Source organism: Dethiothermospora halolimnae, from assembly GCF_037577855.1.
Taxonomy (GTDB): domain Bacteria; phylum Bacillota; class Clostridia; order Tissierellales; family VENL01; genus Dethiothermospora; species Dethiothermospora halolimnae.
Genome location: NZ_JBAKFX010000016.1, coordinates 53,797 through 68,481, shown reverse-complemented (window position 1 = coordinate 68,481; position 14,685 = coordinate 53,797). Strand labels below are relative to the sequence as shown.

Here is a 14,685-nt window from a genome sequence, read left to right as displayed (position 1 = left end):
CTTTACAAGTTTATCTTCACAGTATGAAAAATTCAGATTGTCTTAGTGAACCGCCGTATACCGAACGGTACGTACGGTGGTGTGAGAGGCCGGTAGATAAATTAATTATCTACCTCCTACTCTATAAAAAATATTAACAATCTATTATTCTATTGCATATGATATTAATAGCAACTAAATTAGAGGTGAAAGAATGAATAGAGAAGTTATATCATTATATAGAGAAGGAAAGTTAGATTTAAATGATACCTTTGATAGATTGTTTACAAATTCTAATACTACTACATTAAAAAAGAGTGTCACTAATAAAAAAGAAAAGATCGAATCAATCGAAGAAATAATTGATGAGTTAAACTCCCTTGTGGGGCTTAAAAATGTAAAGGAACTAATAGAGGAAATAAGGGCTTTTGTGGATATTCAAGATAAAAGAAGAGAAGCAAAACTCCTTGCAGACCCAATAGTTTTACATATGATATTTAAGGGAAATCCCGGTACTGGAAAAACTACTGTAGCTAGAATAATCGGAAAACTGTTTAAAGAAATGAGAGTTTTAGAAAAGGGACATTTAATAGAAATAGAAAGGGCAGATATAGTGGGGGAGTATATAGGCCATACAGCTCTTAAGGTGCGACAACAGGTAAAGAAGGCTATGGGAGGTATTTTATTTATTGATGAAGCATACTCTTTAGCAAGGGGTGGTGAGAAGGACTTTGGAAAGGAAGCTATAGATGCCTTGGTTAAATCTATGGAGGATAATAAGAATGATTTAATTTTAATATTAGCAGGCTATGAAGATGAAATGGAGTATTTTCTTAAACTTAATCCAGGGTTAAAGTCTAGATTTCCTATACATATTAATTTCCACGATTACACCGTTGATGAACTCATAAAAATTGCCGAAAAAATGGCTATAGAAAAGGAGTATGAATTAACAAAGGAGGCAATAAGAAAATTAAGACTTTTATTAAGCACTAATAATTATTCCTTTAACAGTGGCAATGCTAGACTAGTTAGAAATATAATAGAAAAATCCTTTAGAAAACAAGCCATAAGACTTAAAAAACAAAGTATTATTACAAAAGAGGATTTACTACTTATAAGAAAAGATGATATAGAAGGGGATGATAAGTATTGAAAAGAGCTTTAATTATAGGAAAAGCCAATGCTGGGAAAACATTGTTTATGTTAAATTTTGCAGAATTTTTAGGATTAAAAAAAATTATAATAAAATTTCAATATCCCAGTGGTAGAAGCTTAAAAAAGGAAATGACAATAGATGCAGCCAAGGCCTACTTATCTTCTAAAAAACCCTATAAAACTAGATGTATACAGTCAACTAAAATGAATATTAAGGTATATAAAGGCCATAAGGAGTTAAATATATTAGATTCCAGTGGATTGATGGATGGCATACACCCAGAGCTAGCCATAAGAAATGGAATAATTCAGACACTAGACCAACTGGAGAATTGTGATCTAATACTGCATATAATAGATACATATAGGGTTAAAAATAAAGGTTACATAAGTAAAATTGATAAGCAGATTATAAACTATGGTAACAACAAAAAAAATTATGCTTTATTGCCTAATAAAATAGATCTAGACGAAGAGTTAGGCGATATCAAGTTTTTAAGACGGAAGCTTAAAAGTTCCAATATATTTCCTATATCTGCATTATATAAAACAGGGTTTAACGAGGTGAAGACTTTTGTTCTTAAAAGCCTATAGAGTAAAGATGATTGTGGCCATAATTTTCACAGCCTTTGTTATAAAGATGATAGATGACTATATCGACGATGATAATAAATTATTAAAAAAATTGATATATAATATGGGAACAGGAGTTCTTCCCTACGGATTAATTATATTTTCTATGGCTTGTTTGTTAGATAAAGAAGTCTCCATATCCTTATTATTTTCTGCATATATAATAGGTATGTTTAGTGACTTAAATAGGAAGTTATCTTTTAAAATTAAAGGATATCAAGAAGGAGTATTAGTATTTTTAGTAGGTACTTTATTAATAGGACTATATCCTATGATATCTTCTTTTTTAATTATGTTATTACTTCAACTTATAGATGACATTATAGACTTAAAGTTAGATAGAATGAATAATAATAGTAATTTAGTTGACAGATTTGGATTGGTGGAAGTTATTTTATTTTCCCTAATTATAGTTTTAATATTGATAAAGATTAATATAATAAAGTTAATAGTATGTTTAATAGTATTTCTAGTTTTTGCAGCTCTTGAAGTATTTTGGGTGGGAGGAAAAAAAGATGGGAGTCATAACTTATAGTATAATATTATTATCTATAGTATTAGTTAGTTATCATATAGGTCGAGTTGTTGGACAAAAACAAGGTTTAAAAAATGGCATAGTATATTCACCTATAAAATTAAGAAAAGAATTATTAAAAAATAGGGTATGCCCAATATGTGATAGGGTGTTTGAAGAAAAATAGGTAATATGGTAGAATACAAAAGAAAATAATAAATAGAAGGTGAATAAATTGAATAAGGATACCATAAATATATTATGTAAACAATTTGATGTAAAAAAAGAAATTATTACATATGTAATGGATCAAGAAAATAAAATTAAGAGTAAATTTAAAGATATAGATGATATGAAGGAGTATAATCAATATAAAGTATTAAATGCTATGCAGCAGGCAAAGCTAAACTCTACCCATTTTAATTGGACAACTGGGTATGGATATGGTGACATTGGAAGGGACAAGGTAGAAGAGATTTATTCCAATGTATTTAAAGCGGAGGATGCCTTAGTAAGACCTACAATTGTTTCTGGAACCCATGCCATATCATTAACATTATCGGCAATTTTAAGACCTAATGATGAGATGATTTCAATTACGGGAGCTCCCTATGATACATTACAGACAGTAATAGGAATAAAGGGAGATGCCAAGGGGACCCTTAAGGACTATGGTATCTCTTATAAAGGGGTTCCCCTTACAGATGATGATAAAATCAATATAAAAGGGGTTTTAAATACAATCTCTGATAAAACAAAATTGATATTGATACAAAGGTCAACTGGTTATAGTGATAGAAGGGCTATTTTAATTGATGAAATCAAAAAAGCTATATCTGCTATAAAAGGATATGATAAAAATATAATATGTATGGTGGATAATTGTTATGGAGAGTTTATAGACAAAATAGAACCTATAGAAGTTGGAGCCGATGTAATAGCAGGTTCTTTAATAAAAAACCCTGGAGGAGGCTTGGCTTTAACAGGGGGATATGTAGCAGGAAATAAAGACATTATTGAATTAGTGGCAAATAAAAGTACTGCTCCCGGAGTTGGTAAAGAATGTGGGTTAACCTTTGGAACTACAAGAAATACATTACAAGGTTTCTTTATGGCTCCTAAAGTTGTTTCTGAAGCTTTAAAAGGTGCTTTATTAACAGCGGCGGTTTATAAAAGTCTTGGATTTAGGGTTATACCCGATGTGGAAGATAAAAGAAGTGATATAATACAGGGAGTGGAATTAAGATCAAAGGAAAGAATTATCAAGTTTTGCCAAGGAATACAATATGCCTCTCCAGTAGACTCATATGTAGCCCCTAATCCTTGGGCTATGCCGGGGTATGAAGATGAAGTTATAATGGCAGCAGGAGGTTTTATAGAAGGCTCATCAATAGAACTTAGTGCCGATGGTCCCATAAGAGAGCCATATATTGCATATTATCAGGGGGGATTAACCTATGAGCACTGTAAAATTGGAGTTATGAAAAGTTTAAATAATTTATATATAAATAATCTTGTTAAATTAAAATAACAAGGTGGTAAATCCACCTTGTTATTTTATATTTCTATATAGACTAACAACTTTTCCCAATACCTTTACGTCTTTAACTATTATAGGTTCCATATATTTATTTTCTGGTTGTAATCTAACTTGATTTTTTTCTTTATAAAATCTTTTGATAGTAGCTTCATCTTCTATTAGGGCAACTACTATATCTCCATTATTAGCCACATTTTGTTTAGTTACTAAAACAAAATCTCCATCTAATATTCCAGCATCTATCATACTTTCCCCTTGAACCTTTAGCATAAATACTTCACTATTTTTAGCAAAATCTAGCGGAATAGGGAAGGTGTCTTCTATATTTTCAACAGCTAAAATAGGCTTTCCTGCAGTAACCTTGCCTAAAATCGGAACATTAATTACTTCTTTTTTTGGTAAGTAGCTATTATCTTTATTTAATATTTCAATGGCCCGAGGCTTAGTAGGATCTCGTCTTATGTAGCCTTTGTCCTCCAATTTAGATAAATGTCCATGAACTGTAGAAGTGGACTTTAGATTTACGGCCTTACAGATCTCTCTAACTGCAGGGGGATAACCTCTATTTTCAATTTCACTCTTAATAAAATTTAATATCTTTAGTTGGTTTTGTGATAAATCTTCATACATATTATTACACCCCCAATATACTTTTTTTATATTATATCATATGTTTATAATTTTATCAAACATTCGTTCGACAAAGTGTTGACAAGGAACGAATGTTCTATTATAATATAAAGCGAACAGATGTTTTGGGAACGTGGGTTCTAAGAAAGGGGAGGTTAATATGAGAAAAAAGTATGTTATTGTAAACAAAACAAGATTTACTATTTTTATAACCATATTATTTTTAATATTATTATTTATATTAACTACTGCATTAAACTTAGATGCTGTGTATAGTAGATCTTATAATAAACACCATAAAGTTGTAGTTAGAAGGGGAGATACTCTTTGGAATATAGCAAGGGACAATAATCATAATAACGAAGATATAAGAAGGGTCTTACATAATATAATAGAATATAATGATATAAAGGAAACTACTGTTTTTCCTGGTGATATAATAAAAGTGCCTTATTAAAAAAAACAGGGGGGTTACGAGCTCCCCTGTAACCATTAACTTTTATTTTTAGATAAAGGATTACTCTTTACAGCTTGTCTTAGTCTGTCATCATTAAGATGTGTATATATCTGGGTTGTAGCAACATTTTCATGGCCTAATATCTGTTGCAATGCTCTTATATCCACATTTCCATGTTGGTACATCAAAGTGGCTGCAGTATGCCTTAACTTATGGGGAGAATATTTGTTCGGGTCTAATCCAGCTTTTTTCACATATTTCTTAACTAAATATTGAACGGCCTTTGGACTAAGTCTATTTTTCTTTTTGCTAATAAATAGAGCCTTATCATCATTTATACCCTTTGTAGGTCTTATCTTTATATACTCATCAATAGCCTCTATACAGGCATCATTTAAATATATGGTCCTTTCTTTATTACCTTTACCTACAACAGTTAGGGTGTCACCCCTGATCTTATCTATATTAATACTAACTAACTCTGATAATCTTAATCCACAATTTAAAAATAGGGTGATTATTGCATAATCCCTTTCTTTGAATTGACCATCAACCACATCTAATAGCTTTCTAGCTTCTTCTAAGGTTAGATAGACGGGGTGCCTAGAGTCGGTCTTAGGTGACTCTAAATCAATAGCTGGATTCTCAGAAATTAACTTAACTTTACTATGTAGATATTTAAAGAAGGAGCGTAGGCTAGCGACTTTTCTAGCTTTAGCATAATTGCTATTATTTCTTTCTTTATCCACAAAGGATATAAAACCATATAAGTCTTGTATTGTAATTCTTTTTATAGTATTTATATCTATATCGTATATATCTATATCATCAAAAGATACATCTTTTTTAACTAATCTATATCTAATCTTTAGATATCTAAAAAAAGTAATAAGATCATATCGATATTCCTTAACTGTGTTTTCTGATTTTCCCTTGATCGTTTCAATGTAATTTAAAAAATCCTCCAATGCTAATGGTATATCGTACATATTAATCATCCTTTCTGTAGTTTTAACATCTAATGTCGCAAAATATACATTTTGTATAATTAGATTTCTATATTTTAAGCCAAATTCCTGCTCATTTTAGAATTTTTTTAATAATTGTTACATATACTTTTATGGTTATTGGAAAACTAAAATAATAATAACCAATTTTCTATTCATTATTTTTCTAAAATTCAATAGTATTATAACATTTTTTAAGACCTTATTATAATTTTATCATCATTAGTACATCATATTAAGACCTATTTACAGAAACAAAATTATATAAATATTTTTACTCCATGTATAATGAGATTCGACATTTTGATACTCATAATTTTGTAGAATTATATTGATGAAAAATGTTTCTCAATTAGCAAATGTCGATTTTCATATTAACTATAAAACGACACAAAAAGCATCTATTTATTTCCCTTTTAACAGCTTTTACGACATTTTATAATATAATTACATTACAAAATACATGAAGTTCTATATAGGCATTTTCGACAGCCTCATTAGACATGGAAATATATGTTTCAAGCTACTATGACTTTAATTGGAAAATATTAAATAAAATAATAAAATATGTAGAAAGGACTGTTTTCAATGAAAATTAGATTAGGATATGTATCTATGGCCATAGATTTAAAAGATTGCTCCCCCTCAAAAACTGTTAGCTATACCCAATATAAAAAAATTGACGATAAAGAAGTTAAATTATATAAATTGAATAAAATCACTGAAGAAAATTTGACAAATATAAAAAGAATACTACTATACAATGCTGCCCATGATATAAAGGTATATAGAATAACATCAAAAATAGTCCCCCTTGTCACCCACCCCGATGTTATAGACTGGGACTATATAACCCCTTTTAAAAAACTTTATAATAATATAAATAAAATAATTAAAGACAATAATTTTCGGGTCAGTGCCCACCCTGATCATTTTACAATAATATCCTCCCCTAGAGAAGATGTTGTAAAATCGTCAATAAAGGATTTAGTTTACCATAATAACATTATGGATGCTATGGGCCTTGATACAGATTGTGGGAAACTAGTTTTACATATTGGAGGCAAATATAAAAGTAAGAAAAAAACTTTACAGAGATTTGAAAAAGCATATAATAATTTAGATGATAGCCTAAAAAATAGATTGATATTAGAAAATGATGATAAGACCTATAATATGATAGATGTATTGACCCTATGTGAAAAAATAAAAGCCCCTATGGTTTTTGATATACATCATCACTGGTGCAATAATAATGACGAAGATATTGAAAATTATCTAGAAAGAATATTCAGTACTTGGGATGACCAGAAACTTATTCCTAAAATTCATATTTCCAGTCCTAAATCTGATAAAAAGTTCAGAGCCCATGCCGATAATATAGATTTTGAATCCTTTTATTCCTTTATAAAAAAAGCCAAAAGTATTGATAGGGATTTCGACATTATGATTGAAGCAAAAAATAAAAATATGGCACTATTTAACTTAATGAAAGAAATCAAAAACCATAATGAATTTAAAGTTTTAGATCAGGCTTCATTTGAATTTTAGTTTAAGTTTACATAATGTTTTTATGGTATATAAAAATAAACCGTCTATATAGACGGTTTATACTTTTAATGTAACATCCATACCCAATAACTCTTTATTTTTCTTTAAAATAGGAGTTATAAATTCATCAATAAATTCTGTAACCTGTTCTGGAGCTCTACCTATAAAGTTCTTTGGATCTACTATATCTAAAATTTCTTCCTTTGTTAGGTTGAATTTATCACTAGCTATTATTCTCTCTAACAAATCGTTACTTTTCCCTTCTATCTTAACCCTTCTACTGGATTCCATAGATAGTTCCCTTATCACTTCATGTAACTCTTGACGATCTCCACCTTTTTTAACAGCTTCCATTAGTATATTTTCTGTAGCCATAAATGGTAACTCATTATCTATATGCTGATTTATTACCTGTTCATATACTACCATTCCATCAAATATATTAATAGCTATTTCTAAGATTGCATCACATGCTAAGAATGATTGAGGAATACTTATCCTCTTATTAGCAGAATCATCTAATGTCCTTTCAAACCACTGGGTAGATTGAGTCATGGCTGGATTTAATCCATTGGCTATAATAGTCCTAGCCAAGGAAGCTATCCTTTCACTTCTCATGGGATTTCTTTTATAGGCCATTGCCGATGATCCTATTTGCTTTTTACCAAAGGGTTCTTCTATCTCTTTTAAATGTTGCAATAATCTAATATCATTAGTTATTTTATGAAGGGATTGGGCGATACCACTTAATACATTTAAGACCTCTGAATCTAATTTTCTAGTATAGGTTTGACCTGTTACTGGATAAGTCTTATCAAATCCCATTTTCTTAGCAACTTTTTTATCCAGTTCCTTTACCTTTTCACTATCATTGTCAAATAGTTTCAGAAAACTTGCCTGGGTTCCAGTTGTTCCCTTAACTCCTCTGATTTTCATATTACTTAAAACATAATCTAAGTTATTATAATCTATCTCAACATCCTGTAACCATAAAGTGGCCCTTTTACCCACGGTGGTTAATTGTGCAGGCTGAAAATGAGTAAACCCTAAAGTGGGAAGTCCTTTATACTCGTCAGCAAAATTTGCCATTTTATCCAATAGATTAACTAACTTCTTTTTAATAACCTTTAGTCCTCTGTTCATCAAGATAACATCAGTGTTATCTCCCACAAAGGCACTGGTAGCCCCAAGATGTATTATGGATTTAGCCTTTGGACATTGTTCCCCATATGTATGAACATGGGCCATAACGTCATGTCTAAACTCTTTTTCTTTTTTTGCTGCCAGTTCAAAATCTATATTATTTTTATTGTCTTTCAGTTCTTTTATTTGTTCATCTGTTATATTAAGTCCCAGTTCCTTTTCCCCTTCAGCTAAGGCTATCCATAATTCTCTCCAAGTTCTAAATTTTGAGTTCGGAGAGAAAACATTGGACATTTCTTTACTAGCATACCTGGTAACTAAAGGATTCTCATAAAAATCTTTCATATGTATTCCTCCCTGTTTATCAATTAAAGAGATACGGGATAAACCCATATCTCTATTTTAAAAAGTCTTCAATCCTATTAAGGCCTTCTTTTATATTATCCAATGAATTAGCATATGACAACCTAACATAATCATCTGCACCAAAAGCTTTTCCAGGAACAAGGGCTACGTTAACTTCCTCTAATAGGGCACCTGCAAAATCAATTGAATCATTTATCTTTCTGCCTTTAATTTCTTTTCCCTTTACTTCTGAAATGTTTGCCATTACATAGAAAGCTCCCTTAGGCTTTTTGCAGGATAGTCCCTCTATGGAATTAATCTTATCTACCATGTAATTTCTTCTATCTTCAAAATGCTTCCTCATTTCTTCTATAGGACTTTGATCTCCATTTAATCCTTCTACACTGGCATATTGTGAAATAGATGATGCATTTGAAGTGCTATGACTTTGAAGATTTGTCATAACTTTTATAATTTCTTTATGGGCTGCAGCAAATCCCATTCTCCATCCTGTCATTGCATATGCCTTTGACATACCATTAATTATAATAGTTAGATCCTTAATCTTATCATTTAATGTGGCTATACTAATATGATTTGCATCATCATAAACTAATTTTTCATATATTTCATCTGATATAACAAAAATATTATTTTCAACTGCCCACTTTGCGATTTCTTCTAGCTCTTCCCTTTCATATACTGTTCCTGTTGGATTACTGGGACTATTTAAAAATATAGCTTTAGTTTTATCAGTAAGGGCCTTTTTTAAATCTTCAACTTTATATTTAAAACCATTTTCCTCTAGAGTTTTCACCTCTACCGGAACTCCATCGGCTAACTTTACAAGTTCAGGATAACTTACCCAATAGGGATTAGGTATTATTACTTCATCTTCAGGATTTAAAATAGCACTTAATGCATTATAAATTGAATGTTTTGCTCCACTTGATACAAGTATATTTTCTGGTTTATAATCAAGGTCATTATCTCTTTTAAATTTGTCACAAACAGCCTTTCTTAACTCCATTATTCCTGGAGTTGCAGTATATCTTGTGTTTCCATCTTCAATAGCCTTAATACCCGCATTTTGTATATTTTTTGGAGTATTAAAGTCAGGTTCTCCTGCACCAAAGCCAATAACATCAATTCCTTCACTTTTCATAGCTTTAGCCTTAGCAGTTATTTCTAATGTCACAGATGGTGTTATACTCTTAGCTTTTCTTGATAAATTAAAATCCATTATAGACCTCCTAGTTTTATTAAAATATTTTTCGTCAATTCTTATTTCCACAACTAGATTATAACATCCTTTTTTTTAAAAAGATATTAATAAAAATTAATCTTTTCTATAGATATCTTTTAAAGTATTTTTTATAATAGTCAAAGAATCTTCAAATATTGGTTTATATAATAATTGTATCTTTTTATAATGTTCAAAGCCTTCATCAGTAATCTTATAATATCTTATAGATCTTTTATCTGGTTCTTGCCACCATCCTGTTATATAATTATTTTCTTCTAACTCCCTAAGTAAAGGATACACCATGCCAGGACTAGGCTCCCACTTATGATCAAGTCTTATTTTTATCTCTTCTATAATCTCATTGCCATAATAACTTTTTTCTGTTAATAGACGAAGAATATAAAGCTTAACGAAAGATGTTGTACTAATTTTCGACGGAAACTGTCTATTTCTTTGGTTCTTATAATTACCCATATTTACCCCCTATATTTATCTGCTGCCAATTTTAATTTATTAACTACTTCAAAATTAGTAAAGTATTTACCCATTAAAAGACTATTGTTCATCATATATCCATGGCAGTCGGAACCTGCTGTTTTAATTAAATTTAAGCTCTCAGAAATAAGATTAAACTTATGTCTATCATCATCATCATGTTTAGAGTGGATTACCTCAATGCCATCAAACTTAAATTTTAATATCTCATCTAATGTAATGTTATTTCCTATAAGACCAGGGTGAGCTAATACTGCTACTCCCCCTGTAGCATGTATAATATCTATAGCTTCTGGTATAGTTGGCTTAAATCTTTCCACATAACCAGGCTTATTATTACCTAGATATTTATCAAATGCCTCGCCTATAGAACTAACATAGTTTTTATTAACTAAAACTCTAGCAATATGGGGCCTTCCTATATAATCTTCACTGGATATTTCATTAACTTCATCTATGGATATATTAAGCCCCATAGCATTAAGTTTATCTACTATCTTTTCCCCTCTTTTAACCCTATCATCTTTTAATTTTTTAGTTAAATCGGACAGTATCTTTGAGTTATAATCTATAAAATATCCAAGGATATGTATTTCATTATTTTTATAATCACAACTTAGCTCTATACCTGGTATAACTAAAAAATTTTTATACTCCTTTGATCTATCAATTGCTTTAGCTATTCCCTCAACCGTGTCATGGTCTGTTATAGCTATAGCTTTAAGTCCCTTCTTTACAGCAGTATCCACCACTTCCTCAGGAGATAAAATTCCATCTGAAGAGGTAGTATGCATATGTAAATCAATTTTATCCATAATATCATCCTCTTAAAATAGTTTATAAAATATCTTTTATAACCCTTACAAAGTTATTTCCCATAACTTTATTAATGTCATCATGGGAAAAGCCCCTTTTCTTCATTTCATCCTTAATCTTATAGGTTTTAGATATATCAGAAATGTCCCCAGGAGTCTTAGCACCATCAAAGTCTGATCCTAGACCCACTGACTCTATTCCACCCACATTAGCTATATACTCTATATGATTTACTATAGATTTAACATTGGCTTTTTTAGGATCATTCTCTAAAAATTCAGTATAATAATTAACTCCAATTACTCCTCCTAATTCAGATATTTTTCTAATCTGATGGTCTTTAAGATTTCTTTTGTGATTACATAGCCTATAGGCACAGGAATGGGAAGCTATAATAGGCTTTGTAGTTAAATCTGCAACGTCCCAAAAACCAGGTTCAGATAAATGGGATACATCTATTATTATACCCAATCTATTCATTTCTTTTACTACTTCTTTTCCGAAGTTAGTTAAACCACCATTTGTTATAGATTCTCCTACTCCATCAGCTAAATTATTTCTATGGTTCCATGTTAGAGTAATACATCTAAGTCCCAACTTATATAAAACCCTAAGTACTGCTATATCATCGGTTAAAGCTTCTCCACCCTCCAAGGAAAGTAGAAGGGATATTTTACCTTTAGATTTATTTTCTTTAAGTTCTTTATAGTTAGTGATTAATGATACATACTCACTATTATTATCTACCTTTCTATTTAACAAATCGATATAATGTAAGCACATCTTCAAAGAGGAATGGGGATTAAATATCGGACTTATAAAGACAGCCATAAACTGGAGATCATGATTAGCTTCTTGCATCTTGCGTATATCAACCGCTATAGAATCATTACTATAAAAGCTTCCTTCTCTAGAATCTGATTTTATAAAGGATTTGTCAAGACCTAAAAGAGTATCACAATGGGCATCAACTCTATAGTTTTCCACAAAAACACCTCCATACTTTATATAACTACACTAAAAAAGATAAAAACCTGCTTAGCAATTAGCAGGTTTTTTAACAATTATCTAGGTTCTACAATTAATTTTATAGCAGTTCTTTCTTCACCATCAATCTCAATATCGGTGAATGCTGGAACGCAAATTAAATCTACACCACTAGGAGCGACAAAACCTCTGGCAATAGCTACAGCTTTTACAGCTTGATTTAAAGCTCCTGCACCTATAGCTTGTATCTCGGCATTACCTCTTTCTCTTAATACGCCAGCTAATGCTCCTGCAACAGAATTTGGGTTTGATTTCGCTGATACTTTTAATACATCCATTATTAAAGCCCCCTCTAATTATTTTATTTTATATTATATCTCCTATTCTTTATTCTACAAATAACAAAAAAATCCTCTTTTTCCATTGAAAAAATTTCTAATAGTAGATAAAAAAATAAAGAGGAGATAATTCTCCTCTTATTTTGCATATTCTATGGCTCTTGTTTCCCTTATTAAGTTTACTTTTATTTGTCCAGGATATTCTAGCTCATTTTCTACCTTCTTAACAATATCCTTGGCTATATGAATCAACTCAGTGTCATCAATTATTTCAGGTTTGACCATAATACGTATTTCTCTACCAGCCTGTATTGCATAGGATTTCTCAACACCTTCAAAGCCATCAGCAATACCTTCTAGTTTTTCCAAACGTTTTATATAGGCCTCTAGGGTTTCACGACGAGCACCTGGTCTCGCTGCGGAAATGGCATCTGCTGCTTGTACAATAACTGCTTCTATAGTATTAGGTTCTACATCACCATGATGGGCCTCGATGGCATGTAGAATGTCTTTGCCTTCACGATATTTTCTTGCTAAGTCCACACCTATAGCTACATGGGGACCTTCCATTTCGTGATCTACAGCTTTACCTATATCATGTAATAAACCTGCTCTTTTGGCAATTTTCACATCAGCACCTAACTCAGATGCCATAATTCCAGCCAAATGAGAAACTTCTATAGAGTGTTTAAGTACATTTTGACCATAACTAGTTCTAAACTTCAATCTTCCTAATAATCTTATGAGTTCTGAATGAAGTCCATGAACTCCTGTATCAAATGCAGCTTCTTCCCCTTGTTCTCTAATATGGCTATCAACTTCTTTTTTCGCCTTCTCAACCATCTCTTCTATTCGAGCTGGATGTATTCTACCGTCTACAATTAATTTTTCCAATGCTATTCTAGCTATCTCTCTCCTAATAGGGTCAAATCCTGAAAGTATTACAGCTTCAGGAGTATCATCTATTATTAGATCGATTCCTGTAAGGGTTTCTAAAGTTCTGATATTACGTCCTTCTCTACCGATTATTCTACCTTTCATTTCGTCATTTGGTAATGACACTACTGTTACAGTTGTTTCTGCAACATGGTCAGCTGCACATTTCTGAATTGCATATCCAACGATTTCCCTAGCCCTCTTATTAGCTTCGTCTTTAGCTTTATTTTCAATTTCTTTAATCATTAATGCTGCTTCGTGGCTAGTTTCTTTCTTAACATCGTTTAATAATAATTGTTTAGCTTCTTCTGAGGTTAAACCAGACAGTCTTTCAAGTTCTTCTAATTGCTTATCATACAACTCGTCAATTTGTTTTTCTTTATTTTCAAGTTGTTTGATCTTCCTATTTAAACGTTCATCTTTTTTCTCTAGGTTTTCACTTTTTCTATCTATAGTTTCCTCTTTATGAACAAGCCTTCTTTCTAGCTTTTGAAGTTCATATCTTCTTTCTCTACTTTCTTTATCAATTTCATTTCTCATTTTATGAACTTCTTCTTTAGCTTCAAGAAGGGTTTCCTTTTTTGTTGTTTCAGCTTCTTTGTTGGCATCTTCAACTATTTTTTTAGCTAATTCCTCTGCGCTATTGATTTTACCTTCAGCTATTGTTTTTCTAATATAAATTCCTACAAAAGCACCTACTACAACACCTAGTACTCCTATTGCTAAATAATAAATGGTAAAGCACCTCCTTCGTATTCAGTTTTCAAGTTACATTTTCTTTTTACATTTAATCATTACATCAGAAATAAAGCATAGACCAGTTAATATCAGTCTTTTAAATTTAACAATGACACTTGATATTAAAGTAAATATAATAAAATAAAATACTAATATTCGTATTTTATTTTAT

General features: G+C 30.8%; 16 protein-coding genes. 7 read left to right on the top strand and 9 right to left on the bottom strand.

What is annotated here, in order from left to right:
• The first annotated feature begins 193 nt into the window (after positions 1-193).
• Genes V6137_RS08680 through V6137_RS08660 form a run of 5 tightly spaced genes read left to right on the top strand, consistent with a single transcriptional unit; the run spans position 194 to position 3,815 of the window.
• Positions 194-1,135, top strand: coding sequence for an AAA family ATPase (locus tag V6137_RS08680; protein ID WP_425447517.1), 942 nt, complete (start codon positions 194-196; stop codon positions 1,133-1,135).
• Positions 1,132-1,731 carry a GTPase gene (locus V6137_RS08675; RefSeq protein WP_425447516.1) on the top strand — a complete coding sequence of 200 codons (600 nt, stop codon included), beginning with the start codon at positions 1,132-1,134 and terminating at the stop codon, positions 1,729-1,731. The genes V6137_RS08680 and V6137_RS08675 overlap by 4 nt, the downstream gene beginning before the upstream one ends.
• The gene (locus V6137_RS08670) at positions 1,712-2,305 is read left to right on the top strand and encodes a hypothetical protein (protein ID WP_425447515.1); all 594 of its coding nucleotides are present in this window, start codon (positions 1,712-1,714) and stop codon (positions 2,303-2,305) included. Before V6137_RS08675 ends, V6137_RS08670 begins: the two co-directional genes overlap by 20 nt.
• Positions 2,286-2,471 carry a hypothetical protein gene (locus V6137_RS08665; RefSeq protein ID WP_425447514.1) on the top strand — a complete coding sequence of 62 codons (186 nt, stop codon included), beginning with the start codon at positions 2,286-2,288 and terminating at the stop codon, positions 2,469-2,471. The genes V6137_RS08670 and V6137_RS08665 overlap by 20 nt, the downstream gene beginning before the upstream one ends.
• A gap of 48 nt (positions 2,472-2,519) precedes the next feature.
• The gene (locus tag V6137_RS08660; RefSeq protein ID WP_425447521.1) at positions 2,520-3,815 is read left to right on the top strand and encodes a methionine gamma-lyase family protein; all 1,296 of its coding nucleotides are present in this window, start codon (positions 2,520-2,522) and stop codon (positions 3,813-3,815) included.
• Positions 3,816-3,836: 21 nt separating this feature from the next.
• On the opposite strand, the gene lexA is transcribed toward V6137_RS08660, so the two are convergent.
• Positions 3,837-4,454 (bottom strand): transcriptional repressor LexA, encoded by a 618-nt coding sequence (gene lexA, locus V6137_RS08655; RefSeq protein WP_425447513.1) that lies wholly within the window; start codon positions 4,452-4,454, stop codon positions 3,837-3,839.
• 160 nt (positions 4,455-4,614) lie between these two features.
• Here lexA and V6137_RS08650 point away from each other — a divergent pair, with 160 nt between their 5' ends.
• On the top strand, positions 4,615-4,911 hold the full coding sequence (locus V6137_RS08650) for a LysM peptidoglycan-binding domain-containing protein (protein WP_425447512.1): 297 nt from the start codon (positions 4,615-4,617) through the stop codon (positions 4,909-4,911).
• 35 nt (positions 4,912-4,946) lie between these two features.
• On the opposite strand, the gene V6137_RS08645 is transcribed toward V6137_RS08650, so the two are convergent.
• On the bottom strand, positions 4,947-5,900 hold the full coding sequence (locus tag V6137_RS08645; protein WP_425447511.1) for a tyrosine recombinase XerC: 954 nt from the start codon (positions 5,898-5,900) through the stop codon (positions 4,947-4,949).
• 606 nt (positions 5,901-6,506) lie between these two features.
• Here V6137_RS08645 and uvsE point away from each other — a divergent pair.
• Complete coding sequence (uvsE, locus tag V6137_RS08640) at positions 6,507-7,469, top strand: UV DNA damage repair endonuclease UvsE (protein WP_425447510.1); 963 nt, start codon at positions 6,507-6,509, stop codon at positions 7,467-7,469.
• A gap of 57 nt (positions 7,470-7,526) precedes the next feature.
• Here the strand turns inward: uvsE and purB are convergent, their stop codons facing one another.
• From purB to rny, 7 genes are all read right to left on the bottom strand, one after another.
• On the bottom strand, positions 7,527-8,957 hold the full coding sequence (gene purB / locus V6137_RS08635) for an adenylosuccinate lyase (RefSeq protein WP_425447509.1): 1,431 nt from the start codon (positions 8,955-8,957) through the stop codon (positions 7,527-7,529).
• Between the two features lie 52 nt (positions 8,958-9,009).
• Positions 9,010-10,200 (bottom strand): pyridoxal phosphate-dependent aminotransferase, encoded by a 1,191-nt coding sequence (locus V6137_RS08630; RefSeq protein WP_425447508.1) that lies wholly within the window; start codon positions 10,198-10,200, stop codon positions 9,010-9,012.
• Positions 10,201-10,296: 96 nt separating this feature from the next.
• Complete coding sequence (locus tag V6137_RS08625; protein WP_425447507.1) at positions 10,297-10,677, bottom strand: PadR family transcriptional regulator; 381 nt, start codon at positions 10,675-10,677, stop codon at positions 10,297-10,299.
• 2 nt (positions 10,678-10,679) lie between these two features.
• On the bottom strand, positions 10,680-11,513 hold the full coding sequence (locus V6137_RS08620) for a PHP domain-containing protein (RefSeq protein ID WP_425447506.1): 834 nt from the start codon (positions 11,511-11,513) through the stop codon (positions 10,680-10,682).
• A 22-nt stretch (positions 11,514-11,535) separates the two neighbouring features.
• On the bottom strand, positions 11,536-12,501 hold the full coding sequence (locus V6137_RS08615; protein WP_425447505.1) for a dipeptidase: 966 nt from the start codon (positions 12,499-12,501) through the stop codon (positions 11,536-11,538).
• 77 nt (positions 12,502-12,578) lie between these two features.
• On the bottom strand, positions 12,579-12,839 hold the full coding sequence (locus tag V6137_RS08610) for a stage V sporulation protein S (protein ID WP_425447504.1): 261 nt from the start codon (positions 12,837-12,839) through the stop codon (positions 12,579-12,581).
• Between the two features lie 138 nt (positions 12,840-12,977).
• The gene (gene rny / locus V6137_RS08605) at positions 12,978-14,510 is read right to left on the bottom strand and encodes a ribonuclease Y (protein WP_425447520.1); all 1,533 of its coding nucleotides are present in this window, start codon (positions 14,508-14,510) and stop codon (positions 12,978-12,980) included.
• Positions 14,511-14,685 lie beyond the last annotated feature (175 nt).

Excerpts from the sequence above, each read along its gene's own strand:
- V6137_RS08625 (WP_425447507.1), bottom strand. The coding sequence starts at position 10,677 with ATGGGTAATTATAAGAACCAAAGAAATAGACAGTTTCCGTCGAAAATT.
- V6137_RS08665 (WP_425447514.1), top strand. The coding sequence starts at position 2,286 with ATGGGAGTCATAACTTATAGTATAATATTATTATCTATAGTATTAGTT.
- lexA (WP_425447513.1), bottom strand. The coding sequence starts at position 4,454 with ATGTATGAAGATTTATCACAAAACCAACTAAAGATATTAAATTTTATT.
- purB (WP_425447509.1), bottom strand. The coding sequence starts at position 8,957 with ATGAAAGATTTTTATGAGAATCCTTTAGTTACCAGGTATGCTAGTAAA.
- uvsE (WP_425447510.1), top strand. The coding sequence starts at position 6,507 with ATGAAAATTAGATTAGGATATGTATCTATGGCCATAGATTTAAAAGAT.
- V6137_RS08610 (WP_425447504.1), bottom strand. The coding sequence starts at position 12,839 with ATGGATGTATTAAAAGTATCAGCGAAATCAAACCCAAATTCTGTTGCA.
- V6137_RS08680 (WP_425447517.1), top strand. The coding sequence starts at position 194 with ATGAATAGAGAAGTTATATCATTATATAGAGAAGGAAAGTTAGATTTA.
- V6137_RS08630 (WP_425447508.1), bottom strand. The coding sequence starts at position 10,200 with ATGGATTTTAATTTATCAAGAAAAGCTAAGAGTATAACACCATCTGTG.
- V6137_RS08650 (WP_425447512.1), top strand. The coding sequence starts at position 4,615 with ATGAGAAAAAAGTATGTTATTGTAAACAAAACAAGATTTACTATTTTT.
- V6137_RS08645 (WP_425447511.1), bottom strand. The coding sequence starts at position 5,900 with ATGTACGATATACCATTAGCATTGGAGGATTTTTTAAATTACATTGAA.
- V6137_RS08620 (WP_425447506.1), bottom strand. The coding sequence starts at position 11,513 with ATGGATAAAATTGATTTACATATGCATACTACCTCTTCAGATGGAATT.